This is a genomic window from Piscinibacter gummiphilus (genome assembly GCF_032681285.1).
Classification (GTDB): domain Bacteria; phylum Pseudomonadota; class Gammaproteobacteria; order Burkholderiales; family Burkholderiaceae_C; genus Rhizobacter; species Rhizobacter gummiphilus_A.
Genome location: NZ_CP136336.1, coordinates 2,436,278 through 2,461,656, shown reverse-complemented (window position 1 = coordinate 2,461,656; position 25,379 = coordinate 2,436,278). Strand labels below are relative to the sequence as shown.

General features: G+C 67.6%; 24 protein-coding genes. 10 read left to right on the top strand and 14 right to left on the bottom strand.

What is annotated here, in order from left to right; all coding sequences use genetic code 11:
• The first annotated feature begins 34 nt into the window (after positions 1–34).
• Positions 35–829 carry an outer membrane protein assembly factor BamD gene (locus RXV79_RS11540; protein ID WP_316703562.1) on the top strand — a complete coding sequence of 265 codons (795 nt, stop codon included), beginning with the start codon at positions 35–37 and terminating at the stop codon, positions 827–829.
• Between the two features lie 3 nt (positions 830–832).
• Here the strand turns inward: RXV79_RS11540 and RXV79_RS11535 are convergent, their stop codons facing one another.
• Both RXV79_RS11535 and RXV79_RS11530 read right to left on the bottom strand, forming a co-directional pair.
• Positions 833–2,809, bottom strand: a complete 1,977-nt coding sequence (locus tag RXV79_RS11535) for a DNA repair helicase YoaA (protein ID WP_316703561.1) — start codon at positions 2,807–2,809, stop codon at positions 833–835.
• Positions 2,806–3,006 (bottom strand): YdcH family protein, encoded by a 201-nt coding sequence (locus RXV79_RS11530; RefSeq protein ID WP_316703560.1) that lies wholly within the window; start codon positions 3,004–3,006, stop codon positions 2,806–2,808. The genes RXV79_RS11535 and RXV79_RS11530 overlap by 4 nt, the downstream gene beginning before the upstream one ends.
• Positions 3,007–3,054: 48 nt before the next feature.
• Here RXV79_RS11530 and RXV79_RS11525 point away from each other — a divergent pair, with 48 nt between their 5' ends.
• Positions 3,055–3,819: a PP2C family protein-serine/threonine phosphatase gene (locus RXV79_RS11525; protein WP_296719547.1), complete on the top strand. Its 765-nt coding sequence runs from the start codon at positions 3,055–3,057 to the stop codon at positions 3,817–3,819.
• A 4-nt stretch (positions 3,820–3,823) separates the two neighbouring features.
• Here the strand turns inward: RXV79_RS11525 and RXV79_RS11520 are convergent, their stop codons facing one another.
• The 5 genes from RXV79_RS11520 to RXV79_RS11500 all read right to left on the bottom strand — a co-directional run bounded on the left by RXV79_RS11520 (position 3,824) and on the right by RXV79_RS11500 (position 11,163).
• The gene (locus RXV79_RS11520) at positions 3,824–4,387 is read right to left on the bottom strand and encodes a hypothetical protein (RefSeq protein ID WP_316703559.1); all 564 of its coding nucleotides are present in this window, start codon (positions 4,385–4,387) and stop codon (positions 3,824–3,826) included.
• Entirely contained in the window at positions 4,384–5,481 is a 1,098-nt protein-coding gene (gene zapE / locus RXV79_RS11515; protein ID WP_316703558.1) for a cell division protein ZapE, read from the bottom strand. Before zapE ends, RXV79_RS11520 begins: the two co-directional genes overlap by 4 nt.
• 10 nt (positions 5,482–5,491) lie before the next feature.
• Positions 5,492–6,919 (bottom strand): dihydrolipoyl dehydrogenase, encoded by a 1,428-nt coding sequence (gene lpdA / locus RXV79_RS11510; RefSeq protein ID WP_316703557.1) that lies wholly within the window; start codon positions 6,917–6,919, stop codon positions 5,492–5,494.
• A gap of 10 nt (positions 6,920–6,929) precedes the next feature.
• Positions 6,930–8,198 (bottom strand): 2-oxoglutarate dehydrogenase complex dihydrolipoyllysine-residue succinyltransferase, encoded by a 1,269-nt coding sequence (gene odhB, locus RXV79_RS11505; RefSeq protein WP_316703556.1) that lies wholly within the window; start codon positions 8,196–8,198, stop codon positions 6,930–6,932.
• 106 nt (positions 8,199–8,304) lie between these two features.
• Positions 8,305–11,163 carry a 2-oxoglutarate dehydrogenase E1 component gene (locus tag RXV79_RS11500; protein WP_316704089.1) on the bottom strand — a complete coding sequence of 953 codons (2,859 nt, stop codon included), beginning with the start codon at positions 11,161–11,163 and terminating at the stop codon, positions 8,305–8,307.
• A 231-nt stretch (positions 11,164–11,394) separates the two neighbouring features.
• On the opposite strand from RXV79_RS11500, the gene RXV79_RS11495 reads away from it, so the two are divergent.
• The gene (locus RXV79_RS11495; RefSeq protein ID WP_316703555.1) at positions 11,395–11,706 is read left to right on the top strand and encodes a hypothetical protein; all 312 of its coding nucleotides are present in this window, start codon (positions 11,395–11,397) and stop codon (positions 11,704–11,706) included.
• On the opposite strand, the gene RXV79_RS11490 is transcribed toward RXV79_RS11495, so the two are convergent.
• From RXV79_RS11490 to RXV79_RS11475, 4 genes are all read right to left on the bottom strand, one after another.
• Positions 11,707–12,663 carry an NAD(P)H-dependent flavin oxidoreductase gene (locus RXV79_RS11490; protein WP_316703554.1) on the bottom strand — a complete coding sequence of 319 codons (957 nt, stop codon included), beginning with the start codon at positions 12,661–12,663 and terminating at the stop codon, positions 11,707–11,709.
• 17 nt (positions 12,664–12,680) lie between these two features.
• On the bottom strand, positions 12,681–14,474 hold the full coding sequence (locus tag RXV79_RS11485) for an acyl-CoA dehydrogenase (protein WP_316703553.1): 1,794 nt from the start codon (positions 14,472–14,474) through the stop codon (positions 12,681–12,683).
• A 94-nt stretch (positions 14,475–14,568) separates the two neighbouring features.
• Complete coding sequence (locus tag RXV79_RS11480; protein WP_316703552.1) at positions 14,569–15,501, bottom strand: electron transfer flavoprotein subunit alpha/FixB family protein; 933 nt, start codon at positions 15,499–15,501, stop codon at positions 14,569–14,571.
• 22 nt (positions 15,502–15,523) lie between these two features.
• Positions 15,524–16,273, bottom strand: coding sequence for an electron transfer flavoprotein subunit beta/FixA family protein (locus RXV79_RS11475; RefSeq protein ID WP_316700265.1), 750 nt, complete (start codon positions 16,271–16,273; stop codon positions 15,524–15,526).
• A gap of 148 nt (positions 16,274–16,421) precedes the next feature.
• On the opposite strand from RXV79_RS11475, the gene murI reads away from it, so the two are divergent.
• A complete protein-coding gene (gene murI, locus RXV79_RS11470; protein WP_316703551.1) occupies positions 16,422–17,222 on the top strand; it encodes a glutamate racemase in 801 nt (266 codons plus the stop codon).
• Position 17,223: 1 nt separating this feature from the next.
• Here murI and RXV79_RS11465 read toward each other — a convergent pair whose 3' ends face one another.
• The 3 genes from RXV79_RS11465 to RXV79_RS11455 are packed head-to-tail and all read right to left on the bottom strand — an operon-like array spanning position 17,224 to position 19,599.
• Positions 17,224–18,600, bottom strand: a complete 1,377-nt coding sequence (locus tag RXV79_RS11465; RefSeq protein WP_316703550.1) for a sensor histidine kinase — start codon at positions 18,598–18,600, stop codon at positions 17,224–17,226.
• On the bottom strand, positions 18,597–19,256 hold the full coding sequence (locus RXV79_RS11460; RefSeq protein WP_316703549.1) for a response regulator transcription factor: 660 nt from the start codon (positions 19,254–19,256) through the stop codon (positions 18,597–18,599). The genes RXV79_RS11465 and RXV79_RS11460 overlap by 4 nt, the downstream gene beginning before the upstream one ends.
• Before the next feature lie 13 nt (positions 19,257–19,269).
• Complete coding sequence (locus RXV79_RS11455) at positions 19,270–19,599, bottom strand: PepSY domain-containing protein (protein ID WP_316703548.1); 330 nt, start codon at positions 19,597–19,599, stop codon at positions 19,270–19,272.
• Between the two features lie 132 nt (positions 19,600–19,731).
• Between RXV79_RS11455 and RXV79_RS11450 the strand changes: the two genes are divergently transcribed.
• The 6 genes from RXV79_RS11450 to RXV79_RS11425 all read left to right on the top strand — a co-directional run bounded on the left by RXV79_RS11450 (position 19,732) and on the right by RXV79_RS11425 (position 25,378).
• On the top strand, positions 19,732–20,115 hold the full coding sequence (locus RXV79_RS11450; RefSeq protein WP_316704087.1) for a DUF1924 domain-containing protein: 384 nt from the start codon (positions 19,732–19,734) through the stop codon (positions 20,113–20,115).
• A gap of 17 nt (positions 20,116–20,132) precedes the next feature.
• Positions 20,133–20,642 carry a diheme cytochrome c gene (locus tag RXV79_RS11445; RefSeq protein ID WP_413816680.1) on the top strand — a complete coding sequence of 170 codons (510 nt, stop codon included), beginning with the start codon at positions 20,133–20,135 and terminating at the stop codon, positions 20,640–20,642.
• A gap of 29 nt (positions 20,643–20,671) precedes the next feature.
• Positions 20,672–21,517, top strand: coding sequence for a cytochrome b/b6 domain-containing protein (locus RXV79_RS11440; protein WP_316703547.1), 846 nt, complete (start codon positions 20,672–20,674; stop codon positions 21,515–21,517).
• Positions 21,514–22,116: a hypothetical protein gene (locus tag RXV79_RS11435; RefSeq protein WP_316703546.1), complete on the top strand. Its 603-nt coding sequence runs from the start codon at positions 21,514–21,516 to the stop codon at positions 22,114–22,116. The genes RXV79_RS11440 and RXV79_RS11435 overlap by 4 nt, the downstream gene beginning before the upstream one ends.
• Positions 22,117–22,266: 150 nt before the next feature.
• Positions 22,267–24,888, top strand: coding sequence for a diguanylate cyclase domain-containing protein (locus RXV79_RS11430; protein ID WP_316703545.1), 2,622 nt, complete (start codon positions 22,267–22,269; stop codon positions 24,886–24,888).
• Positions 24,889–24,973: 85 nt separating this feature from the next.
• A complete protein-coding gene (locus tag RXV79_RS11425) occupies positions 24,974–25,378 on the top strand; it encodes a hypothetical protein (RefSeq protein WP_316703544.1) in 405 nt (134 codons plus the stop codon).
• The last annotated feature ends 1 nt before the right edge of the window (position 25,379 follow it).

Here is a 25,379-nt window from a genome sequence, read left to right as displayed (position 1 = left end):
CTCGAAGCGCTGCCGCGGCGGCGCCATGTCGTTGATGAATCGGATCCGCTGGACTCGCCGCGCGTCGAAAGCCTTGTCGCTGGCCGTGGTGTCGCTGCTGCTGTCGGCCTGCGACTCGATCCCGAAGGACGAAACCGCCGGCATGAGCGTGGAGAAATTGTATTCAGAGGCGCGCGAGGAAGCCTCTGCCGGCAACTACGAGCGTGCGCTCAAGCTTTACGAGCGCCTCGAAGGCCGCGCGGCCGGCACGCTGCTGTCGCAGCAGGCACAGCTCGAGCGAGCCTACATGAGCTTTCGCACCGGCGACAAGGCCCAGGCGCTGGCCATCGTCGAGCGCTTCATCAAGCTGCACCCGACGAGCCCCGCCATGGACTACGCGCTGTACCTGCAGGGCGTGATCAACTTCAACGACAACCTGGGCATCTTCGGCAGCCTGGCGAATCAGGATCTGTCCGAGCGCGACCAGCAGGCTTCACGCGACTCGTACCAGTCGTTCAAGCAGCTCACCGAGCAATTCCCGCGCTCGAAATACACGCCGGACGCGCAGGTCCGCATGCGCTACATCGTGAACTCGCTCGCCGCCTACGAAGTACACGTGGCACGCTACTACTACCGCCGCGGCGCCTACCTCGCCGCGGTCAACCGGGCGCAGCAGACGCTGCAGGAGTTCCAGCAGGCACCCGCCGCCGAAGAGGCGCTCGCGCTCATGGTGCAGAGCTACGACAAGCTCGGCATGACGCAGTTGCGCGACGACGCCAACCGCATCCTGCGCAAGAACTTCCCGACCAGCGGCTTCATCGCGACGCTGCCGGCCCCGGCCACGAAGTAAGGCTCAGAACGGCAGCGCGGCTGCCGACAGATCGTTCAGCCACGCGAGCGCTTCTTCCTCGCTCATCACTCGCGTCATCGGCGGCAAGGCCTCGCGCAAGCGCTTGCCGTAGTTCATGCCGGCCATGCGCGGGTCGCAAACGACCAGCAAGCCGCGATCGGTCTCGCTGCGGATGAGGCGCCCTGCCCCCTGCTTCAACGAGACCGCAGCTTCGGCGATGAAGTAATCGGCGAAGGGGTTCCGGCCCTCGCTCTCGAGCCGCTTCACGCGGGCTTCCACCAGCGGGTCGTTGGGCGGCGGGAACGGCAGCTTGTCGATCAGCACGCACTGCAAGGCCTCGCCGGGCACGTCGATGCCTTCCCAGAAGCTCTGCGACCCGACCAGCACCGAGCGCGGCTGGTTGAGGAACTGCTGGAGCAGCTGGCGCTTGGGTGCATCGCCCTGCTGAAGGACCTGGATCGAATCGCCTTCGGCCTCGAAAGATTCTCGCAGGCGATCCCCGATGGCCTGCAGCGCCCGCAGCGTGGTCGTGAGCACGAAGGTCCGCCCGCCCAGCGCCCGAGCGAAACGTGCCGCCAGCGCGGCCACTTCCGCAGGGTGCGCCGGCTCGTTGGGTTTGGGAAACCGCGTCGGCACGTAGAGCCTCGCGTGAGCGGCATAGTCGAACGGGCTGCCGACGCGCAGCACCGTGGCGTCATCTAGCCCCGCCGACTCGGTGAACCAGCTCAGGCGCTCGTCGTCGCCGAGCGTCGCCGAGGTGAAGATCCAGGCCTTGGATGCCGCGTCCATCTGCTCGCGCAGCGCTTCGCGGATGTCGAGCGGCGACTCGACCAGCCGCGCCTGATGCGGCGACAGGTCGATCCAGCGCACATGCCCGGGCACGGCGTCATGGCGGAAGCGCTCGGCGTGGCTCGCGAGCGCGCGGGCTCGTTCGGCGAGCTTCGTGAAGTCGGGCGCGAGCTCGTCGACCGTGTCCAGGGCTTCTGCGGCGGCCAGGCACGCCTGCGCCACCGCACCGATGCACGCGATGAACTCGTCTCGCGTGGACCGCTCGTCCCAGCGCAGCTTGAAACTGCCCCGCACCTCGCGCAGCGGCCCCACCGCGGCGAGCCGCAGTTCGCGGGCCGCCCGATCGCAGGCCGCCGACAGGTCCTGCCAGGGCATGAGGCCACGGGCGAGCTGCAGGCCCGCGGCCAGCATGTCACGGGCGAAGTCGATCACCTGCGCGCTGCCCAGCGTCACGCCGAGGAACTGCACGCCGGCCTCGGCCAGCTGGTGGGCCTCGTCGAACACCGCCACTTCCACACTCGGCAGCAACTCGGCCACGCCGCTGTCGCGCAGCGCCATGTCGGCAAAGAAAAGGTGGTGATTGACGACCACCAGGTCGGCCGCCATTGCCTCGCGGCGGGCCTTCATCACATGGCATTGGCGGTAGTCGGCGCACTCGCTGCCGAGGCAGTTCTCGCGCGACGAGGTGACGAGCGGGATCACGCTGGACCGCTCATCCAGCCCCTCGAGTTCAGCCAGGTCGCCGCTCTGCGTGCCCTGCGCCCACGCCTCGATCTTGGCGAGCGTGCGCACGGCCCAGCGGTCGGGCAGCTGGGCCGACTGATGCGCCTGCTTCATCCGATGCAGACAGAGGTAGCTCGCCCGGCCTTTCAGCAGCGCAAGCGAGACCGGCAGTTGCAAGGCATCGCGCAAACGCGGCAAATCGCGCAGGAAGAGCTGGTCCTGCAGACTCTTGGTCGCGGTGCTGACGAGGGCGCGCTTGCCCGACAGCAGCGTGGGAACGAGGTACGCGAAGGTCTTGCCCACCCCCGTGCCGGCTTCGGCCACCAGGGCTCGCTGCTCGTCGATCGCATCGGCCACGGCGTAGGCCATGTGTTGCTGGACTTCACGCTCCACATAGCGCTCATCCGCTTCGGCCAAAGGCCCGCCGGACGCAAAGGCTTGCGCCACGTGATCGCGAAGGATGCTCATGCCGGCTCTGGGGGTTCCAGCTGGGCTTCGAGCTTGGAGATCTGGTCGCGAAGGACGAGCCGCCGCTTCTTCAGCCGGCGCAGGGCCAGCTCGTCGGGCCGACCCACGCCGACTTCGTCGATCAGCGAATCGAGGTCGGCGTGTTCCATGCGCAACTCGATCAATCGGCGCTGTGGGGAATGCAGGTTGTCATCCATGAAAGCGCGATGAGGGCAGCGAGGCGGAAGCGATTATAGTTTTCGCCCATGAGCACACCTCCTGGCTATCGCCTGTCTGCGGCCACCGGCATTCACCGCGGAGACCGCGCCTACCAGCAAGACCAGGTCGAGATCCTGCCTCACCATCGAGTGCCCGGCTGCGCGCTCGCAGTGCTGGCCGACGGCATGGGTGGCAAGAGCGGTGGCCGAAAGGCCGCCGACCAGGTGATCCTCACCGCCAAACAGCTCTTCGATCGCTACAGCCCCAACCAGGACGACCCGTCCGAGCTGCTCAAGCAGCTGGTGCTGGAAGCGCACCTGATGATCAAGCTGACCGCGATCACCGCCGAGGAAGAGCCGCACAGCACGGTCACGGCCTTCCTGATCAGCCCTTCTCGCGAGTGCGACATGATCCACGCGGGCGACTCGCGCGTGTACCACTTCCGTGGGCCTGACATGGTCCGCCGCACCATCGACCATTCCTTCGTGCAGCGCCTGGTCGACGAAGGCCAGATCACCGAAGACGAGGCCAACACGCACCCGCAGTCCAACCTGCTGACGGGGTGTTTGGGCACTTTCCAGGACCCTCCGCTCACCCTTCACCACATCGACCGCCTGGAGATCGGCGACACCATGCTCGCCTGCAGCGACGGGTTGTGGCACTACTTCACGCCGAAGGAACTCGGTGCGATCGTGCACACGCTTCCGCCGCGCGAAGCGAGCGAGATGCTGGTGAGCAAGGCCCGGCAGCGGGCGCGTGGATCGGGCGACAACCTGTCGCTGGCGCTGGTGCGCCTCGATCCGCTGAGCTGACGCGTCAGCGGCTGCTGGCGCTGGCCGGCGGCGGCAATGGCCGCGGCGCCGGCTTGTTGCGGGCACGTTCGGCGTTGCGCTCCTCGACCTTCTGGCGATGGGCCTCGATCTCGCGCTGACGTGCCTCGAAATCGGCACGCTTGGCTTCTTCCTGGGCGCTGCGGTCAGGCACTTCCGCCTTCTTCTGGCGCGGCTTGGGCGTCTTGCGGGGCGCCGGCCCAGGACTGGGTTCAGACGGTGTCGCCGCTGCAGCCGATGCGGCACCTTCCACCGTCGCCGCCTTGTCGGCCAAGCGCTTGCTGCGCGCGTCGGCACGCGCCTGACGCTCGGCGGCATCGAGCGCGTTTTCCTGCGCCGCCACACCGCTCAGGGCCTTCTGTTTCTCGATGCGCACCCTGTCGAGGCAAGGCGTGACGACGAACTGCGACTTGCAGGCTTCGGCACGGCGAGCGTGCTCGGCTTCGATGGCTTCGCGCTCGCGCCGGAGTTCTTCGCGGGTGGCAGCGTGCACGCTGAACGCCGCCACGCCCAGCACACCGGCCAGCAGGGTCGCCGCGGCTTTCATCATGTCAGCGAGGTGTCCACGTCACGCTTGGCCAGCGAGAGGAACTCGGTCGACTGCATCTCGTTCAGCCGCGACGCCGTGCGCGGGAACTCATGCGAGAGCGGGCCATCGGTGTACAGCTGCTCAGGCGGCACCTCGGCCGACATGATGAGCTTCACCCGCCGGTCATAGAGCACGTCCACCAGCCAGGTGAACCGCCGCGCTTCTGAGGCGAGCCGTGGCGACATCTGCGGCACGTCTGACAGCAGCACCGTGTGGAACTGCGTCGCAAGTTCGAGGTAGTCGTTCTGCGAGCGAGGGCCACCGCAGAGCTGCTTGAAGTCGAACCACACCGCACCCCCGGCCTTTCGACGTGCGTGCAGCTCTCGGTGCTCGATGTGCAGCACCGGAGGTTCATCCTTGCTCTCGGCCAGCCGGGTGAAGGCTTCGCTCATCGCGGCATCGGCCTCGGGCCCGAGTGGTGTGTGATAGAGCTTGACCTGCTCCAGCGTGCGGCGGCGGTAGTCGGTGCCGTTGTCGACACTCAGCACTTCCATTTTCTGCTTCAGCAGTTCGATGGCTGGGAGGATGCGGTCGCGGTGCAGGCCGTTCGGGTACAGCCCGTCAGGCTCGAAGTTGGAGGTGGTGACGATGCTCACGCGGTGCTCGAACAGCGATTCGAGCAGGCGGTGCAGGATCATCGCGTCGGTCACGTCGGCAACGTGGAACTCATCGAAGCAGATGAGGCGGTAGCGGCGCGCGATGCGCTTGCCCAACTCGTGCAGCGGGTTGACCGTGCCTTTCAGCTCGGCCAGCTCGCGGTGCACCTCGCGCATGAACTCGTGGAAGTGCAGGCGCGTCTTGCGGGTCAGCGGCACGGCGTTGAAGAAGCAATCCATCAGGAAGCTCTTGCCCCGCCCCACCCCGCCATACATGTAGACACCGCGCGGAATCGGCGGCTTCACCACCAGCTTGGTGATCGCATTGCTGCGGCGGGACTTGTAATCGGCCCACTCCCGCTCGCAGCGTTCAAGCGCATCGATGGCGCGAAGCTGAGCCGGATCGGGCTTGTACCCCCGCTCGGCCAGCGTCTGCTCGTAGAGCGCTCGAACTCCCAAGGTCACGCCGTCAGAAGTTCAGCGTGCGCTTGTCGACCGCGAGCGCTGCTTCCTTGGTGGCTTCGCTCAGGCTCGGGTGAGCGTGGCAGATTCGCGCGATGTCTTCGGCCGAGGCCTTGAACTCCATCGCCACCACGGCTTCCGAGATGAGTTCGGAGGCCATCGGGCCCACGATGTGCACGCCAAGGATCTCGTCGGTCTTCGCATCCGCCAGGAACTTCACCATGCCCGTGGTGTCGCCAAGCGCGCGCGCACGCCCGTTGGCGGTGAACGGGAAGGTGCCGGCCTTGTAGGCACGGCCCGCAGCCTTGAGCTGCTGTTCGGTCTGGCCCACCCACGCGATCTCGGGCGAGGTGTAGATCACCCACGGGATGGTGTTGAAGTTCACGTGCCCATGCTGGCCGGCAATGCGCTCGGCCACGGCCACGCCCTCTTCCTCGGCCTTGTGCGCGAGCATGGGGCCGCGCACCACGTCGCCGATGGCCCAGACGTTGGGCAGGTTGGTCTTGCAGTCGTTGTCGACCACGATGGCGCCACGCTCGTCGAGCTTCAGGCCCACGGCCTCGGGGTTGAGGCCAATCGTGTTGGGCACACGGCCGATCGAGACAATGAGCTTGTCGACTTCCAGCGTCTGCGCTTCGCCCTTGGCGTTGGCATACGCGACCGTGACGCCCTTCTTGCCCGACTTCACTTCGCCGATCTTCACGCCGAGCTCGATCTTCAGGCCCTGCTTGTTGAAGGCCTTGGCGGCTTCCTTGGCGATCTGCTCGTCGACGGCGCCCAGGAAGGTGGGCAGCGCTTCCAGCACGACCACCTCCGAGCCGAGGCGGCGCCACACCGAGCCCATCTCGAGGCCGATGACGCCGGCGCCGATCAGGCCCAGCTTCTTCGGCACCGACGGAATGCGCAGTGCGCCGTCGTTGGAGAGGATGTTCTCTTCGTCGAACGGCGCACCCGGCAGCGCGCGCGGGTTGGAGCCGGTGGCGACGATCACATGCTTGGCCGTGACCGACTCTTCAGCCGCACCCGCCACCTTGATCTCGTACCCGCCGTCGGCCGCCTTCACGAACGAACCACGGCCGTGGAAGAACGTGACCTTGTTCTTCTTGAAGAGGTACAGGATGCCGTCGTTGTTTTGCTTCACAACGGTGTCCTTGCGGCCGAGCATCTTCGCAACGTCGATCTTCAGGTCCGACAGGCCGATGCCATGGTCGGCAAAGTGCTTGCCGGCATGCTCGAAGTGCTCGCTCGACTGCAGCAGGGCCTTCGAGGGGATGCAGCCCACGTTCGTGCAAGTGCCGCCCGGTGCGGGGCCGCCCTTGCCGTTCTTCCAGTCGTCGATGCAGGCGACGTTGAAGCCGAGTTGCGCGGCGCGGATGGCGGCGATGTAGCCGCCGGGGCCGCCACCGACGACGACCACGTCAAATGATTTGCTCATGGTCGTGTCCTCAGATGTCGAACAGCAGGCGAGCCGGGTCTTCCAGCGCTTCCTTCATCGCCACGAGCGACAGCACGGCTTCACGGCCGTCGATGATGCGGTGGTCGTAGCTCATCGCCAGGTAGTTCATCGGGCGGATGACGATCTGGCCGTTTTCGACGACAGCACGGTCCTTCGTGGCATGCACGCCGAGGATGGCCGACTGCGGCGGGTTGATGATCGGGGTCGACAGCATCGAGCCGAAGGTGCCGCCGTTGGAAATCGAGAACGTACCGCCGGTCAGCTCTTCGAGCGACAGCTTGCCTTCCTTGGCCTTGTTGCCGAACTCGGCGATCTTCTTCTCGATCTCGGCGAAGGTCATCTGGTCGGCGTTGCGCAGGATGGGCACCACCAGGCCACGCGGCGAGCCCACCGCGATGCCGATGTCGAAGTAGCCGTGGTAGACGATGTCGTTGCCGTCGACCGAGGCGTTGACGACCGGGTAGCGCTTGAGCGCGGCCACCGCGGCCTTCACGAAGAAGCTCATGAAGCCCAGCTTCACGCCGTGCTCCTTCTCAAACTTCTCCTGGAACTTCTTGCGCATCTCCATCACCGGGGCCATGTTCACTTCGTTGAACGTGGTCAGGATGGCGTTGGTCGACTGCGACTGCACCAGGCGCTCGGCGACCCGGGCGCGCAAGCGGCTCATCGGCACGCGCTGCTCGGGGCGGTCGCCGAGGTTCATGGCCACCGGGGCTGCCACGGGCGGCAGCGGCTTGGCGACCGCAGCGTTCACCGGCGCGGCGACGGGCGCCGACACCGCCGGCTTCGCGCCGCCGGCGATGGCGCCGAGCACGTCGCCCTTGGTCACGCGGCCGTCCTTGCCGGTGCCCGGCACGGAGCCGGCGGCGAGGTTGTTGTCGGCCATCAGCTTGGCGGCGGCCGGCATGGCGACATCGCTCTTGCTGCCACCGGATGCCGGAGCCGCAGCGGCGGGCGCCGGAGCGGGCGCAGCCGCCGCAGCAGGAGCTGCAGCAGGCGCAGCCGCGCTGGCCTTGCCATCGGTATCGATCTTGGCGATGACTTCATCGCTCACGACGCTGGAACCATCGCCCTTGACGATCTCACCCATCACACCAGCCGACGGCGCCGGCACTTCGAGCACGACCTTGTCGGTCTCGATCTCGATGAGGATTTCATCCACGGCCACGGCTTCGCCGGGCTTCTTCTTCCACTGCAGCAGCGTCGCTTCGGCGACGGATTCGGAAAGCTGCGGAACCTTGACTTCTACGATTGCCATTTCAATTCTTTCTGTCGTTCATCACCCCGCGCGAGTGGCCGTCTTGTCGCGGCCGAGCGCACGAAACGACGGCGGCGCAGGGCGGCCGCCGTCGTTCTCGTGAACATCACTTCGTCAGGACAAAACCTTTGAGCTTGCCGAATGCCTGGTCGAGCAGCGCCTTCAGCTGCTCCTGGTGCAGGTGCGAGTAGCCCACGGCCGGCGAGGCCGAGGCCGGGCGGCCGGCGTAGCCGAGCTTCTGCCCTTCGAGCATGTTCTCGTGGATGTAGTGCTGCACGAAGAACCAGGCGCCCTGGTTCTGCGGCTCGTCTTGTGCCCACACCACTTCGGTCGCGTTCGGGAATTTCTTCAGCTCGGCCGCGAACGCCTTGTGCGGGAACGGGTACAGCTGCTCCACACGCAGGATGACCGTGTCGAACGACTTCTTCTCGTCGCGACGCTTCATCAGGTCGTAGGCAACCTTGCCCGAGCAGGCGATCACGCGCTTGACCTTCTGCGGGTCGATCTCGGGGTGGTTCGGCCCGATGACGGTGCGGAACTCGCCCTTGGTGAACTCGGCGAGCGGCGACGACGCATCCTTGGCGCGCAGCAGCGACTTGGGCGTCATGATGACGAGCGGCTTGCGGAACATGCGCACCATCTGCCGGCGCAGCAGGTGGAAGATCTGGCTGGCCGTGGTCGGCTGCACGATCTGCATGTTGTTGTCGGCCGCGAGCTGCATGAAGCGCTCGAGGCGTGCCGACGAGTGCTCTGGGCCCTGGCCCTCGTAGCCGTGCGGCAGCATCATCACGAGGCCGTTCGCACGGCCCCACTTCACTTCGCCCGAGGCGATGAACTGGTCGATCACGACCTGCGCACCGTTCACGAAGTCACCGAACTGCGCCTCCCAAATCACGAGCGTGTTGGGGTCAGCGCTCGCGTAGCCATATTCGAAGCCGAGCACGGCCTCTTCGGACAGCAGCGAGTCGATGACGACGAACGGGGCCTGGTTGTCGGCAATGTGCTGCAGCGGCGTCCAGGTGCCTTCGTCCCACTTCTCGCGGTTCTGGTCGTGCAGCACGGCGTGGCGGTGGGTAAAGGTGCCGCGGCCGCAGTCTTCGCCCGAGAGGCGCACTGGGTAGCCGCTGGCCACGAGCGAGGCGTAGGCGAAGTGCTCGGCCATACCCCAGTCGACGTTGATCTCGCCACGGCCCATGGCAGCGCGGTCGGCGAGCACCTTGTCGACCAGCGGGTGCGGCTTGAAGTTGACCGGGATCGAGGTGATGCGCTCGGCCAGACGCTTGATTTCGGTGAGCGGCAGCGCGGTGTCGGCCGAGTCGGTCCACTTCTTGTTGAGGAAGGGCGACCAGTCGACGGCGTACTTGCTCTTGTAGTTGGTCAGCACAGGGTCGACGGTGTGCTTGCCGGCGTCCATGGCGGCGCGATAGGCCTTGACCATGTCGTCCGGGCCCTCGGCGGGCAGCACGCCCTGGGCCACGAGCTTGTCGCCGTAGAGCTTGCGGGTGCCGGGGTGCTGGCCGATCTTCTTGTACATCAGCGGCTGGGTGAGCGAGGGGGTGTCCTGCTCGTTGTGGCCCAGCTTGCGGAAGCAAACGATGTCGACCACCACGTCCTTGTTGAACTCCTGGCGGTAGTCGAGCGCGAGCTGGGTGCACAGCACCACGGCCTCGGGGTCGTCGCCATTCACGTGCAGCACCGGGGCCTCGATCATCTTGACGACGTCGGTGCAATACAGCGTGGAGCGCGTGTCGCGCGGGTCGCTGGTGGTGAAGCCGATCTGGTTGTTGATGACGAGGTGCAGCGTGCCGCCGGTGTAGTAGCCGCGGGTCTGGGCGAGCGCCAGCGTCTCCATCACCACGCCCTGGCCGGCGAAGGCCGCGTCGCCGTGCACGAGCACGGGCAGCACGGTGTCGCCTTCCTTGTCGCCGCGGCGGTCGAGGCGGGCCTTCACCGAGCCCTCGACGACCGGGTTCACGATCTCCAGGTGCGAGGGGTTGAACGACAGGCTCAGGTGCACCGGGCCGCCGTCGGTCGACACGTCGCTCGAGAAACCCTGGTGGTACTTCACGTCACCCGAGGGCAGGTTCTCCGGCGCGGTGTGGTCGAACTCGGCGAACAAGTCCTTGGGCATCTTGCCCAGCGTGTTCACGAGCACGTTGAGGCGGCCGCGGTGGGCCATGCCGATCACGATCTCCTGCACGCCCTTGACGCCCGAGCGCTGCACCACCTCGTCCATCGAGGCGATGAAGCTCTCGCCGCCTTCGAGCGAGAAGCGCTTCTGGCCGACGTACTTGGTGTGGAGGTAGCGCTCCAGGCCTTCGGCGGCCGTGAGCTTCTCGAGGATGTTCTTCTTCTCGTCGGCCGTGAAGTTGGGCTTCGAGCGGATCGACTCGAGCTTCTGCTGCCACCAGCGCTTCTCGGTCGGCTCGGTGATGTGCATGAACTCGGCACCGATGGAGCCGCAATACGTTTCACGCAGCGCCTGCAGGATCTCGCGCAGCGTCTGCTGCTCGGCGGTGGTGAAGTAGGTGTTCGTCGCGCTGAACGTGATGTCCATGTCGGACTCGCTCAGGTCGTAGAACGCCGGCTCCAGCTCGGGGATCTTGGGGCGCTCTTGCCGCTTGAGCGGGTCCAGGTCGGCCCAGCGTGCGCCGAGCGAGCGGTAGGCCGCGATCAGCGACTGGACGTGGACCTGCTTGCGTGCGACGGCCAGCTCGGTGCTGCTCGTCTTGACGGCGAAGGCATTGGCCTTGGCGCGCTGAGCGAATGATTCGACCACCGGCGCGTGGGCCACGTCGCGGGCCTCGGTGCCGTCGGTCGCAGGAACGTTCTGGAGGGCGTCGAAGTACGCACGCCAGTTGTCGGGCACGGAGCCCGGGTTGTCGAGGTAGGCCTCGTACATCTCTTCGACGTAGGGCGCATTGCCTCCGAACAGGTACGAGTTCGACCTGTATTCCTGCATCATTTCGCTCACCTTTCGCTCCGGTTTCCGGGGCTGTAGTGGGTTGATAAACCTTCCGCGACACGGCTTAACCGACTGGCGGATTGCGACCCGCCTTGACAAGCATCAAGGGGACGGGAAGGACCTGAAAAGTCTGGGCGCGACTGTAACACCGGCATGGAAGCACTGTCACTTCGGCGCATTGGACTCTCCAGCGCTTCTTACGATGCAAACAGGGACAAATTCATATTCCGCATGCATCGCGTCATCCACCTGCACCCCGAAGCTGCGCCGAAACCGGCGCCGGGCGAGGCCTGCAATGGCTGCGGCGTGTGCTGTGCGGCCGAGCCTTGCCCGGTGGGCATGCTGGTGAGCCGGCGCCGCACCGGCGCTTGCGCGGCGCTCGTGTGGATGGAAAGTGCACGGGTGTACCGCTGCGGCGTCGTGAGCGAGCCACAGCGTTACGTCAAGATGGAATGGCTGGCCCGGTTGCTGGGCCGGGCCGCGCGGCGGCTGATCGCCGCGGGCCGGGGCTGCGACTGCAGCCTGTCGGCAGACGCGGGCTGATCAGGCGATCGCAGCGAGCCGCTCGCGGGCAGCGGCGTATTCGCTGGCCAGCCGCTGCACCAGTTCACGCGCCGGCAGCACCTTCTTGACGGCGCCGATGCCCTGGCCCGATCCCCAGATGTCCTTCCACGGCTTCACGCGGTTGGAGCCGAAGCTCATGGCGCTGGCGTCGCTGGTCGGCAGGTTGTCGGGGTCGAGGCCGGCATTGCGGATCGACGGGGCCAGGTAGTTGCCGTGCACGCCGGTGAAGAGGTTGCTGTAGACGATGTCGTCGGAGGTGCCGTCGACGATCGACTGCTTGTAGCGCTCGTCGGCGCGCGCTTCTTCGGTCGCGATGAAGGCCGTGCCGATGTAGGCGAAATCGGCGCCCATCGCCTGCGCGGCCAGCACGGCTGCGCCGTTGGCGATCGAGCCGCTCAAGGCCAGCGGGCCGTCGAACCACTCGCGGATCTCCTGGACCAGCGCGAACGGGCTCTTCACGCCCGCATGCCCGCCAGCACCGGCCGCCACGGCGATCAAGCCGTCGGCGCCCTTCTCGATCGCCTTGTGCGCGAACCTGTTGTTGATGATGTCGTGCAGCACGATGCCACCCCAGCCGTGCACCGCCTGGTTCACGTCTTCACGCGCCCCGAGCGAGGTGATGACGATGGGCACCTTGTACTTCGCGCACAGCGCCATGTCGTGCTCGAGCCGGTCGTTGCTCTTGTGCACGATCTGGTTGATGGCGAAGGGCGCAGCCGGCTTGTCGGGGTTGGCGCGGTTGTAGGCCGCAAGCGTCTCCGTGATCTCGGCCAGCCACTCGTCGAGCAGCTCGGCCGGCCGTGCGTTGAGCGCCGGCATCGAGCCGACCACACCGGCCTTGCACTGCTCGATCACGAGCTTGGGGTTGCTGATGATGAAGAGCGGCGAGCCGATGATGGGCAGCGGCAGGTTCTGCAGGATGGGGGGCAGTGCCAAGGGCGTCTCCGTGGTTCTTAGAAGGATTCGAGGGCCAGTGCGGTGACGCTCTCGGCGCCATCGACGATCGCATCGCGCTGACCCGGCACGCGGCTCAGGATGTGCTCGGCGTAGAACTGCGCCGTCGTCACCTTGGCCCGCAGGAAGGCGGCATCGCCCTCGCCTGCCTTGAGCTGCGATTCGGCGACCAGCAGTGCGCGGCCGAGTTGCCAGCCGGCCATCACGTTGCCAGCGAGCATCAGGTACGGCACCGAGCCGGCGAACACCGCGTTCGGGTTGCCCTTGGTGCCACCGGCCACGAAGTCGACCACCTGCTCGAAGGCCACGCGGGCCGCGCTCAGGCGCTTCTGCACGGCACGGGCCGCCACGCTGTCGCGCTTGGCGAGCTCGGCTTCGGTCTTCGCGATCTGCTGGGCGATGGCCTTGGCCGTCTGGCCGCCGTCGCGCGCCGTCTTGCGGCCCACGAGGTCGTTCGCCTGGATGGCGGTCGTGCCTTCGTAGATGGTGAGGATCTTCGCGTCGCGGTAGTACTGCGCCGCGCCGGTCTCCTCTATGAAGCCCATGCCGCCGTGCACCTGCACGCCCAGGCTCGTCACTTCGAGGCTCATCTCGGTGCTGTAGCCCTTCACCAGTGGCACCATGAATTCGTAGAAGGCCTGGTTTTGCTTGCGCACCTCGGCATCGGGGTGGGCGTGGGCCGCGTCGTAGGCCGCAGCCGCGGTGATGGCCATCGCGCGGCACCCTTCGATCAGCGAGCGCATCGTCATCAGCATGCGCTTCACGTCCGGGTGGTGAATGATGGGTGCGCTCTTGTTGATCGAGCCGTCGACCGGGCGCGACTGCACGCGATCCTTCGCGTACTGCACCGCCTTCTGGTACGAGCGCTCGGCCACGGCGATGCCTTGGATCCCCACCGCGTAGCGCGCCGCGTTCATCATGATGAACATGTACTCCAGGCCACGGTTCTCCTGGCCCACGAGGTAGCCGACGGCGCCGCCGTGGTCGCCGAACTGCAAGACCGCCGTCGGGCTCGCCTTGATGCCCATCTTGTGCTCGATGCTCACGCAATGCGCGTCGTTGCGCGCGCCGAGCGAGCCGTCGGCATTCACCATGAACTTCGGCACGACGAAGAGGCTGATGCCCTTCACGCCTTCCGGCGCGCCGGTCACGCGAGCCAGCACGAGGTGCACGATGTTCTCGGCCATGTCGTGCTCACCGTAGGTGATGAAGATCTTGGTGCCGAAGATCTTGTAGGTGCCGTCGGGCTGCGGCTCGGCGCGCGTGCGCACGAGCGCCAGGTCGGAGCCGGCCTGCGGCTCGGTGAGGTTCATCGTGCCGGTCCACTTGCCCGAGATCATGTTGGGCAGGTAGGTCTGCTGCAGCTCGGGTGAGCCGGCGGTGAGCAGCGCTTCGATCGCGCCATCGGTGAGCAGCGGGCACAGCGCGAAGCTCATGTTGGCGCTGTTAAGCATCTCGATGCAGGCCGCGCCGATGGTCTTGGGCAGACCCTGGCCGCCAAAGTCGGTCGGGTGCTGCAAGCCCTGCCAGCCGCCTTCGCCCAGCTGGCGAAACGCATCCTTGAAACCCGGCGTGGTGAAGACCTTGCCGTCCTTCCAGTACGACGGGTTCTTGTCCCCCTCGAAGTTGAGCGGCGCCAGCACGTCCTGGTTGAACTTGGCCGACTCTTCGAGCACGGCTTGTGCGGTCTCCAGGCCGGCTTCTTCGAAGCCCGGCAGCTTCGCGACTTCTTCCAGGCCGGCCAGCTCCTTCATGCAGAACAGCATGTCCTTCACGGGGGCAACGTAGCTCATGGCATCTCCTTCGATACTTTTCTATGTAGGCAAGAAAAAGCCCGTCAGCCTGGATGGGGCGAACGGGCCTGCTGTCGTCGTTGTTGTATTGGGTTCAGAGCGCCTTCACCAGCTCGGGCACGGCGGTGAAGAGGTCGGCTTCGAGACTGTAGTCAGCCACGCTGAAGATCGGCGCCTCGGGGTCTTTGTTGATGGCCACGATCACCTTGCTGTCCTTCATGCCGGCCAGGTGCTGGATGGCCCCCGAGATGCCGGCGGCGATGTACAGCTGCGGCGCCACGATCTTGCCGGTCTGGCCGACCTGCAGGTCGTTGGGGGCGTAGCCCGCGTCCACCGCGGCGCGGCTCGCACCGATGGCAGCGCCCAGCTTGTCGGCCAGCGGGGTCATCACTTCGACGAACTTCTCGCTGGAGCCGAGCGCACGACCACCGGAGACGATGATCTTGGCGGCGGTGAGCTCCGGGCGGTCGTTCTTGGCGATCTCGCTGCCCTGGAAGCTGCTCTTGCCGGAGTCGGCGGCAGCGGCGGCGGTTTCGACCTGGGCGCTGCCCCCCGTGGCGGCGGCGGCATCGAAGCCGGTGGTGCGCACGGTGATGACCTTGACCTTGTCGGCGCTCTGCACGGTGGCAATGGCGTTGCCGGCGTAGATCGGGCGTTCGAAGGTGTCGGGGGCGACGACCTTGGTGATGTCGCTGATCTGGCCGACGTCGAGCTTGGCGGCCACGCGCGGGGCGACGTTCTTGCCGCTGGCAGTCGCCGGGAAGAGGATGTGGCTGTAGTGGCCGGCGATGGCCAAGACCTGCGCCGCGATGTTCTCGGCCAGGCCGTGGTCGAGCTGGGCGCCGTCGGCGTGGATCACCTTGGCGACGCCGGCGATCTGGGCCGCGGCCTTGGCGGCGTCGGCGGCGGCGTTGCCGGCGATGAGCACGTGCACGTCGCCGCCAATGGCAGCGGCGGCGGTGACGGTGTTCAGGGTCGCGCCCTTGACGGTCTTGTTGTCGTGTTCAGCAATGACGAGGGTGGTCATGTTGTGGGTTCCTTGCCTGTTCTCAGAGGACCTTGGAGACGTTCTTGAGCTTGTCGACCAGCGTGGCGACGTCGGGCACCTTGATGCCGGCGCTGCGCTTGGGGGGCTCGGCAACCTTCAGGGTCTTGATGCGGGGGGCGACGTCGACGCCGAGCGCGTCGGGCTTGACGGTCTCCAGCGGCTTCTTCTTGGCCTTCATGATGTTGGGCAGCGTCACGTAGCGCGGCTCGTTCAGGCGCAGGTCGGTGGTGACGACGGCCGGCAGGCTGAGCTTCAGGGTTTCCAGGCCGCCGTCGACTTCACGGGTGACGGTGGCGGAATCGGCGGCGAGCTCGACCTTGCTGGCGAAGGTGGCTTGCGGCAGGTCGGCGAGTGCGGCCAGCATCTGGCCGGTCTGGTTGCAGTCGTCGTCGATGGCCTGCTTGCCGAGGATGACCAGGCCGGGCTGTTCCTTGTCGACCAGGGCCTTGAGGAGCTTCGCCACGGCGAGCGGCTGGAGTTCGGCATCGGTCTCGACCAGGATGCCGCGGTCGGCGCCGATCGCCATCGCGGTGCGCAGGGTCTCCTGGCACTGGGCCGGGCCGGCCGACACAGCGATCACTTCGGTGACCACGCCTTTTTCCTTCAGACGCACGGCTTCTTCCACCGCAATCTCGTCGAAGGGGTTCATGCTCATCTTGACGTTGGCGATGTCCACACCGCTGCCGTCACTCTTCACACGCACCTTCACGTTGTAGTCCACCACTCGCTTGACGGCTACCAGCACTTTCATCGCACGTATCTCCTAGACATTGAAGACGGGGGATTCGCTTTTCCGGCAGAAGACGAAAAAACGAACGATCGTTCGCTTTCTGGATTGTCTCACGATCTCGCGCCGCCGCAAACGTGCATTCCTCTCGCACTGCTAGACTGCGCGCCCCATGAACCCCACCCGGACCCCACTTGTCGGCGTGTTCGATTCCGGGGTAGGCGGCCTGTCGGTGCTGAAGGCGCTTCACGCCGAGCTGCCCTCGCACGATCTCCTGTATGTGGCCGACTCGGCCCACGCGCCCTACGGCGAGCGCAGCGACGACTACATTGGCCAGCGCACCCACCGTATCGCAAGCCACCTGCTTGCCGAAGGCGCGAGCTTGCTGGTCATCGCCTGCAACACCGCCACGGCGGTCGCGGTCGCCAGCCTGCGCGAGCGCTGGCCCAAGGTGCCCATCGTCGCAGTCGAGCCCGGCGTGAAGCCGGCCGTCGCGCTCACCCGCAACGGCCACATCGGCGTGATGGCCACGCCGGCCACGCTGCGCAGCGAGAAGTTCAAGCACCTCTTGAGCGCCCACGGGGCCGGCATCGCGGTGCACCTGCAGCCCTGCCCCGGCCTTGCCGGGCAGATCGAAAAGGGCATCCACGACGATCCGGCGCTGCTCGCGCTGATCGACCAGTTCACCGCGCCACTCAAGGAAGCGCACGTCGACACCGTGGTGCTCGGCTGCACACACTACCCCTTCGTGCACGCGCAGATCCAAGCGGCGTTCGGCGTCGGCGTCACGCTCGTCGACACCGCCGAAGCCGTCGCACGCCAGGCCGCCCGTCTCTTGCATGAGCCCAAGCCGACCTCGGACCGCCCTCGCCAAGTGCACCTGCAAACCACCGGCGATGCCGCGCGCCTGAAAGCCTTGGCGGCGCGGTGGCTGCCGTTCGACTGCAACGTGGCGCACGCGCCAGGGCTCTGAGTCACCCCGCCGCCGGCAGCGAGAGCCGCGCGCTCAGCCCCCCCGCGGGAGCCCCGCCGAGCGTGAGGTCGCCGCCGTAGACGCGCGCCAGGTCGACCACGATCGCGAGGCCCAGGCCGCTGCCCGGTTGGCTCTCGTCGACGCGAACCCCACGCTGCAGCACCGCCGCGCGCCGCTCGGGTGCGATGCCGGGGCCGTCGTCGTCGACCGCGATCTGCAGCCACGGCCCGTCGCGCACGGCACGCACGACGACCGCGGCACGCGCGCAGCGGCAGGCGTTGTCGAGCAGGTTGCCGAGCATCTCCTGCAGGTCTTGCTCCTCGCCGGCAAAGGCGAGATCGGGTGGCACACCATCGGCTTCGAGATGGAGGTGGCGATCCGCGTGCAGCTTGTCCATCGCGCGCAGCAGGCCGCCGAGCACTGGCCCAAGCGCGGTGCGTTGGCCCGGCACGTGCTGGGTGGTCGCGGCGCGGGCGCGCGCGAGATGCCACTGCAGCTGGCGCTCGGCCTGCCCGACCTGCTCGCCCACGAGTGAGCTGAAGTCCGACGGCGGCGCCTCGCGCGCCGCCTGCCCGAGGATGGCCAGCGGTGTCTTCAAGGCGTGTGCGAGGTTGCCCGTCTGGGCGCGTGCGCGCTCCACCACCTCGGCGTTGCGATCGAGCACGCCGTTGAAGTCGTCGATGAGCGGTTGCACCTCGGCCGGATAGCGCCCCGCCAGCCGCTGCTCGCGGCCGTCACGCACGCGCTGCAGCCCGCGCTGCATGGCCTTGAGCGGCGCGAGCCCCACGGCCACCTGTGCCAATGCCGCGAGTGCGAGCAGCACGCCCAGGCCGACGAGCGAGGCCGCCAGCACGCCGTTGAAGCGGCCGATGGCCGCCGAGGCCTCGTGCAAGTCGCCCGCCACGATCAGGCGCCATCGCGACCCGACCGGCTGCTGGGCCTGCACCGAGCGCTCCGCCGCGCGAAGCGGCTCCGCGCGTGGGCCGGCCAACTCATGCCGGTGGATTGCGCCGTCGGCCAGCGCATCGTCGGGCAATTGCAGCTCGGCATCCCACAGCGAGCGCGAGCGCAAGGCGGCGCGGCGGTCGCCCGCCACGAGCGGCAGGGGCTCCACCTGCCAGTACAGGCCGGAATACGGTTTCTCGAAACGTGGATCGCTCATACCGCGCGGGCCGATGACGGGCTGGCCGCGGGCATCGAACTCGAGGCGCGCGGTGAGCTGGTCGAGCTGCTGCGACAAGGCGGTGTCGAACTGCTGCTGCACGTGATCACGGAACAGCCCCGCGAGCCACCAGTGCGCGCCGACGAGCGCCAGCACGAGCGTCGCAAGCGTCGCGCCCAGCAGCCGCAGGCGCAGTGAGCCGCCGCGCGCGCTCACGGCACCGCCAGCCGGTAACCCAGGCCGCGCACGGTCTCGATCAGCCCCGGCGGCAGCTTCTTGCGCAGGCGCCCGACGAAGACCTCGATGGTGTTGGAGTCGCGGTCGAAGTCCTGGGCGTAGAGGTGTTCGGTCAGCTCGGTGCGCGACACCACGGCACCGGGCCGATGCATGAGGTAGTCGAGCAGCTTGAACTCGTGGCTCGTGAGCGTGACGGCATGGCCGCCGAGCGTGACCTTGCCGCTGCGGGTGTCGAGCGCGAGCTCGCCGCAGCGCAAGACGGGCGACGCCTGGCCCGCCGCACGGCGGATCAGGCTGCGAAGGCGCGCGAGCAGCTCCTCCATGTGGAAGGGCTTGGTGAGGTAATCGTCGGCCCCGGCGTCGATGCCGGCCACCTTCTCGCTCCAGTTGTCGCGCGCGGTGAGGATGAGCACCGGCATCGCCCGCCCCGCCTCGCGCCAGCGTTTGAGCACGCTCAGCCCGTCGAGCAGCGGCAGGCCGAGGTCGAGCACGACGGCGGCATAGTGCCCGGTGTCGCCGAGGAACTGCGCCTGCCGGCCATCGCCGGCTTCGTCGACCACGTAGCCGGACTCTTCCAGGCCGGTGCGCAACTGGGTGCGCAGCGTGGGGTCGTCTTCGACAAGCAGCAGTTTCACGGTGGCCAGGGTATCAGTGCGTTCGCCGCTTGCTGCGCAGCACCTCGGCCGTCGCCGCATCGACTTCGAGCTTCACGAGCCGCCCGCCCGGCTGCAGGAGTCTGATCTCGTAGACCCAGCGGCCGTCTTCCTGTTCGAGCTCCACTTCGAGCACCTCCCCAGGATGGCTGCGCGCGACCCGCTCCAGCACGGTCTTGAGCGGCAAGACCTCGCCCGCCTGCACGGCGGCGCGAGCGCGGTCGTGGTCGCCGCCAGCCAGCGCCGGAGCGCCGGGCAGCAAGGCCCCCACCAGCGCCACGATGGCACCGAGCAGACGCAGGAGCGGCGCACGACGGGTGTTCACGCCCGCATTCTGCTAGGCCAAAGCTGAACGGGCGATGAACACCGGCTTCAGCTGCCGTTCAAGCGCGGCTTCGCACACTGGGCACGTCACTCGCCTTGGAGCCCCTTCGTGAAGCCCACTCCGTTCACCGTCATGGCCGCGCTTGCATGCAGCCTGTGCCTGCCGGCACACGCGGCCGACACCAGCATCGCCCAGCAGCTGTCGCACTGGAGCACGCAAGCCGGCCAACCCGGCAATGCCCAGCGCGGCCAGGCGTTCTTCAACAACCGGCACGGCGGCGAATGGTCGTGCAGCTCCTGTCATGGCACGCCACCCACCGGCGCGGGCCGGCACGCCAGCACCGGCAAGGCCATCGACCCGCTCGCACCAGGCGCCAACCCTCGCACCTTCACCGATTCCGCGCGGGTGGAGAAGTGGTTCCGCCGCAATTGCAAAGACGTGCTCGCGCGGGAGTGCAGCCCGGCCGAGAAGGCCGACGTACTGGCCTACCTCGCGAGCCTCAAGCCACCGTTCTGAACCTGGAGCGCCCCACCATGAATGCCCTTCTGCCCCGCACCCTGCTGGCGGCCAGCCTCGCGCTCGGCGCCATGCTCCCGGCCTTGGCCGATGGCGGCCGAGCGATGCCACGCAGCGTGCCGCCCGCCTACACGCAGGAGTGCGCGTCCTGCCACGTGGCCTACTCGCCCAGCATGCTGCCGGCGCGCTCATGGCAGCGCGTGATGAGCGGGTTGGAGCGCCACTACGGCACCGACGCATCGCTCGATGCCGCCACGCTGCAGCAGCTCAGCACTTGGCTTCAGTCTTATGCCGGCACCTACAAGCGCGTCGCCGAAGAGCCCCCGCAGGATCGCATCACCCGCTCCGCCTGGTTCGAACGCAAGCACCGCAAGGTCGAGCCCGCGGTCTGGCAACTGCCGAGCGTGAAGAGCGCAGCCAACTGCGCCACCTGCCACACCGGCGCCGAGCAGGGTCGTTTCAGCGACGACGACCTGCGCATGCCCGCAGGCCTCAGCGCGCGCCAGCGCCAGGCCTGGGCCGATTGATCCACCGCAACTGCCTCAAGGAGATGACGATGCACGCCTCCCCCTCGACGACCGGCCTCGCCGGCACGGCCACACGGCCCGCCACGGCACCCAGCCGACGCGTGGTCGACGCACCCACCCGCATGTTCCATTGGCTCTTCGCCCTGAGCTTCCTCGGCGCCTACGTCACGGCCGAGAGCGAACACTGGCGGCTGCTGCACGTGACCTTGGGCTACACCTTCGGCGGCCTGCTCGGCTTCCGGCTGGTGTACGGCCTCGTCGGGCCGCGCCACGCCCGCCTGGTCCTGCTCTGGCGGCGGATTGCCGGCACACCGGCCTGGCTGCGCTCGCTGTGGGCCAGCCGGGCGGCGCCAGCGGCCTCTCCGGTGAACTGGCGCCAGGGCCAGAACCTCGGCGTGGCGCTCGCCATCGTGGCGATGCTCGCGCTCGTGCTGCCGCTCGTGCTCAGCGGCTACGGCACCTACAACGACTGGGGCGATGCGCTCGGCGGCGATTGGCTCGAGGAGGTGCACGAGTTCTTCGCCAACACCTTCCTGACGGTGGTGCTCGCGCACCTAGGCCTGATGGCGCTGCTGAGCCTGCTGCGCCGGCAGAACCAGGCGCTGCCCATGCTCACCGGCCACGTGCGCGGTACGGGCCCGAGCCTCGTGCAGCACAACCGCGCATGGCTCGCAGGCCTGCTGCTGCTGGCCGTGCTCGGCTTCGGCGCCTGGCAGTGGCACGACGCCCCACGCGGGCTGCTGCCCGGTCGAGGCGATGGCCACGCGGCCGGAGTAGCCCCCGCAGAACCCCGCTATTCGAACGATCGGCACCGCCCGGGCCGGCGACCATCCCGGGGCGACCCCACCGGGTCACGACCGAGGAGCACCGATTGAATTTCTCTGCACTGGGCAGCGGCAACGCGATGTCGTCGTATGTGAACTCGCTGCTGGCAAAGGCCAAGGGCGCGGACGCGTCGGGCGTCGAAGCCGGCTCTCAGGGCGACAAGCTCATGAAGGCGGCCTCGGAGGCGGCGCTTGCCAACGCCGCCAAGGGCGTGAAGGCCGCCGCCGGCCAGCGCCAGCTCGAATCGAAGGCCACGGCGCTGTCTGTCGAGCTTCAGGCGGCGCTCAAGCAAGCCGGCGTCAAGCTGGGCGGCCCGGTCGACTTCTCCGTGGCAGCCGATGGGCAGCTCGCGATCAAGGGCACCGACAAAGACACCGACGCGGCGAAGGCGTTTCTGAAGAACGACAAGAGCGTGCCGAGCTTCGCGTCGCGCCTGGGCGCGCTTGCGAAAGAGGCCGATGCGCACTCGCAGACCCTGCGCCAGAACGCCGCCATCTCGCAGGCCGCCCGCTACGCGGCCAACGCCTCCGGGGTGATGTCGCTCTACGGCTCCCTGCTCCAGCGGCAGGACACGAGCCCGGCCGTCTTCACCCTGAGCGCCTCGGGCGGCTCGCTCACCTACCCCGGCGTGTTGCAGTCCAAGGCTTGAAGGTGTGCGAGGCCGGCTCCCTGCGGCATCCGTCACGACAACCCGCCCGGCCTTGCTCTCCCGACGCCCCACGCGTACGGGAGAGTGACCACAATGCCCATGGGAGATTTCAAGAGCCGCGCATAGACCGGCCCGACATCGCACCGCACGATGAACCGCTCGAAACTCCTGGACCGCCGGCTGGCCATCCACATGCTGCTGGCCGTGAACCTGGCCATCGCGGCGCTCCTGGCCGGCACGGTGTGGCTCGTCGCGCGCACCAGCCACCAGGCGCATGACGCGCGGGCCCGAGACACCACCGCCCATCTCGTGTCGATCGCGCAGTCGAACGTGGCTGCCGAGATCGCCCGCGTCGACACGCTGATGCTCGCGACGCTGCGCGAGCTGGAGTCGCACGTCGTGGCACGTCCCGGCGACGACGCCGCGCTCAACCGCGCGCTCGAAGCGCACCGCCGCCTGCAGCCTGCCCTCGAAGGCCTGCGGCTGACCGACGAGGTGGGCCGCGTGCGCTGGGGCAACAACCTGCCGCCCGGCCCACCGACCGAGCTTCCGCTCGGCGAGTACTTCGCACGCGTGCCGGAAATGCAGAACAGCCCGCCCCTGCTGTTCGGCCCCGTGAAGACCATCGCGACCGACATCTGGGTGGTCGTGGTCGTGCGGCAGTTCCATGCCGGCGGGCGCTTTCGCGGCCTCGTGTACGCGACCATCTCGCTCGATCATTTCCAGAAGCTCTTCTCGGCCTACCAGCTCGGCCGCCAGGACGCCATCACCCTGCGCACGAGCCCCAAGCTCCAGCTGCTGGTGCGCCACGCGCCCGGCATGAAGCCCGAACTCACGCCAGGGAGCACCACCGTCTCGCAGGAGTTTGCGGCCGCCTTCCGAAGCGACCCATCGCACGGCACCTTCGTGTCGCACACCGCGATCGACGGCGTGGAAAGAACCAACGCCTACCGCCACGTCGATGGCTGGCCGCTCGTGGTCATCGCCGGCCTGGAAAACGAACGCCTCTTCGAACCCTGGCGTGCCCAGACGCGCCAGATCGCCCTGATGGCGGCGCTCGCCTGGCTGCTCGTGTCCGGCGTCACCGCCGCCATCTACGTCGCGCTGCAACGCCTGGCCGGCACGCTGCGGGCCCTCTCGGCCGAGACGCGCCGCGTGCAGGCCCTGCTGAAGGTGACCGCCGACGGCATTCACATCCTCGACCGCAAAGGCAGCCTCTTGGCGATGAGCGACTCGTTCGCGCGCATGCTCGGCACCACTCCTGAGGCGCTGATCGGCAAGCACGTGAGCACCTGGGACGCGAGGAAGAGCAAGGAGCAGCTCGCCGCTTGGTTCGCCAGCGCGAAAGACGGCGATGTCGGCCGCTGGGAGATCCAGCACCGCCGGGCCGACGGGCGCATCATCGACGTGGAGCTACAGCTCACGGTGGCCGACATCGGAGGGGAGTTCCTGGTGTTCGCCTCCACGCGCGACATCACCGAAAAGCGCCGTCTGCTCGCCACGCTGGAGAGTTCGTCGGCACGCATCCGCGACCTCTACGACAATGCGCCCTGCGGCTACTACTCGCTCGACGGCGACGGCGTGTTCGTGCATGCCAACGCCACCCTGCGCGGATGGCTCGGCATGACGGAGGCCGAACTCATCGGCAAGGCGCGCCTGGTCGACTTCCTCGATGCACCCAGCCAGGCCCGCTTCACGCACAAGTTCCCGATGCTGAAGTCGGGGCAGCCGCTCGATGGCTTGGAGCTGCGACTCGTGCCGCCCGGTGCGCCCTCTCGCTATGTGCAGGCCAGCGTCACCGCCGTGCTCGACGCACACGGTGCGTTCGAGATGAGCCGCAGCGTCGCGCTCGACATCACCGCGCAGCACGAAGCGCAGGAAGAAGCCGCGCGCCTGCTGCGCGACCAGACCGCCATGCTCGACAACGACATCGTCGGCATGGTGAAGCTGCGCAACCGGGTGGCGGTGTGGCGCAACCGCGCGCTCGACCGCATCTTCGGCTACGGCCCCGGTGAACTCGAGGGCCACTCGCCCCGGCTGCTCTACCCCGACGAAGCCTCGTTCGTGGCGCTCGGCCAACAGGCTTACCCGGCGCTCGACGCCGGCCAGAACTTCCGCACCCAGATCCAGCTTCGCCACAAGGACGGCCACCTGATCTGGATCGACCTGAGCGGCGTGAAGCTCTCGGATGACCTCACCTTCTGGATGATGGTCGACATCACCGCGATGAAGGAATCGCAGGCCAGCATGGAGCACATCGCCTTCCACGATGCGCTCACCGAGCTGCCCAACCGGCTGCTGCTGCAAGACCGCCTCAGGCAGGCCCTGGCCACCAGCGAGCGCACCGCCACCTTCGTGGCCGTGTGCTTCCTGGACCTCGACGGCTTCAAGGCGGTGAACGACCAGCACGGCCACGACGCGGGCGACGCGCTGCTGCGCGAGATGGCACACCGCCTCGAAGGCGCCTTGCGTGCCAACGACACGGCGGCGCGCCTGGGCGGCGACGAGTTCGTGCTGGTCATGTCGATGCTGCAGGCACCCGACGAATGGCGGCCGATCCTCGAGCGGGCACTGGCCGCGATCCGTGCGCCCGTGCTGCTCAAGGGCGGCATCAAGGTGCAGGTCGACACGAGCGTGGGGGTGGCCCTGTGCCCGTCCGACAGCACCGACCCCCAGACCCTGCTCGACATGGCCGACCACGCCATGTTGCGCGCCAAGCGCGCCGGCAAGGGTCGCATCGAGATGGCGAGGCCACGGCGAATCGAGGCTTGATTTTTCTCAAGCGGCCTTCTGTGGCGACTTCCCACAATAAGTTGGCAACAAGCCCAACAACGACGGAAGTCACAGGAGTCCCGACATGAACCGAAGAATCACCCTTCTTGCTTTCACCGTGCTCGCAAGCATCGCGGCCAGTGCCACGATGGCGCAGGACAAGAGCCGCGAAGAGGTCAAGGCCGAAGCCAAGGCCGCCGCGAAGACCAGCACGATGCCGGCTGACGCCGCCGACCAGGGCCTGCCGGAACGCAAGGCGAAGAAGCCCGCCGCGCCGAAGAAGAAGCTCGGCGAAGCCCGCGCCAAGGAACGCGCCGAGGCCAAGGCCGCCGTGAAGGCCGGCGACATCCCCAAGGACGCCGACGCCCAGGGCACCGCCAAGGCGAAGCCGAGCAGCAAGACCCGCGCCGAAGTGCGCGAAGAGACGAAGGCCGCAGTCAAGGCAGGTGAGATCCCCAAGGGCGAAGTGCCCGACATGACCAAGAAGTAGG

Excerpts from the sequence above, each read along its gene's own strand:
- RXV79_RS11540 (WP_316703562.1), top strand. The coding sequence starts at position 35 with ATGAATCGGATCCGCTGGACTCGCCGCGCGTCGAAAGCCTTGTCGCTG.
- RXV79_RS11535 (WP_316703561.1), bottom strand. The coding sequence starts at position 2,809 with ATGAGCATCCTTCGCGATCACGTGGCGCAAGCCTTTGCGTCCGGCGGG.
- RXV79_RS11530 (WP_316703560.1), bottom strand. The coding sequence starts at position 3,006 with ATGGATGACAACCTGCATTCCCCACAGCGCCGATTGATCGAGTTGCGC.
- RXV79_RS11525 (WP_296719547.1), top strand. The coding sequence starts at position 3,055 with ATGAGCACACCTCCTGGCTATCGCCTGTCTGCGGCCACCGGCATTCAC.
- RXV79_RS11520 (WP_316703559.1), bottom strand. The coding sequence starts at position 4,387 with ATGATGAAAGCCGCGGCGACCCTGCTGGCCGGTGTGCTGGGCGTGGCG.
- lpdA (WP_316703557.1), bottom strand. The coding sequence starts at position 6,919 with ATGAGCAAATCATTTGACGTGGTCGTCGTCGGTGGCGGCCCCGGCGGC.
- odhB (WP_316703556.1), bottom strand. The coding sequence starts at position 8,198 with ATGGCAATCGTAGAAGTCAAGGTTCCGCAGCTTTCCGAATCCGTCGCC.
- RXV79_RS11500 (WP_316704089.1), bottom strand. The coding sequence starts at position 11,163 with ATGATGCAGGAATACAGGTCGAACTCGTACCTGTTCGGAGGCAATGCG.
- RXV79_RS11495 (WP_316703555.1), top strand. The coding sequence starts at position 11,395 with ATGCATCGCGTCATCCACCTGCACCCCGAAGCTGCGCCGAAACCGGCG.
- RXV79_RS11485 (WP_316703553.1), bottom strand. The coding sequence starts at position 14,474 with ATGAGCTACGTTGCCCCCGTGAAGGACATGCTGTTCTGCATGAAGGAG.
- RXV79_RS11480 (WP_316703552.1), bottom strand. The coding sequence starts at position 15,501 with ATGACCACCCTCGTCATTGCTGAACACGACAACAAGACCGTCAAGGGC.
- RXV79_RS11475 (WP_316700265.1), bottom strand. The coding sequence starts at position 16,273 with ATGAAAGTGCTGGTAGCCGTCAAGCGAGTGGTGGACTACAACGTGAAG.
- murI (WP_316703551.1), top strand. The coding sequence starts at position 16,422 with ATGAACCCCACCCGGACCCCACTTGTCGGCGTGTTCGATTCCGGGGTA.
- RXV79_RS11450 (WP_316704087.1), top strand. The coding sequence starts at position 19,732 with ATGGCCGCGCTTGCATGCAGCCTGTGCCTGCCGGCACACGCGGCCGAC.
- RXV79_RS11445 (WP_413816680.1), top strand. The coding sequence starts at position 20,133 with ATGAATGCCCTTCTGCCCCGCACCCTGCTGGCGGCCAGCCTCGCGCTC.
- RXV79_RS11440 (WP_316703547.1), top strand. The coding sequence starts at position 20,672 with ATGCACGCCTCCCCCTCGACGACCGGCCTCGCCGGCACGGCCACACGG.
- RXV79_RS11430 (WP_316703545.1), top strand. The coding sequence starts at position 22,267 with ATGAACCGCTCGAAACTCCTGGACCGCCGGCTGGCCATCCACATGCTG.
- RXV79_RS11425 (WP_316703544.1), top strand. The coding sequence starts at position 24,974 with ATGAACCGAAGAATCACCCTTCTTGCTTTCACCGTGCTCGCAAGCATC.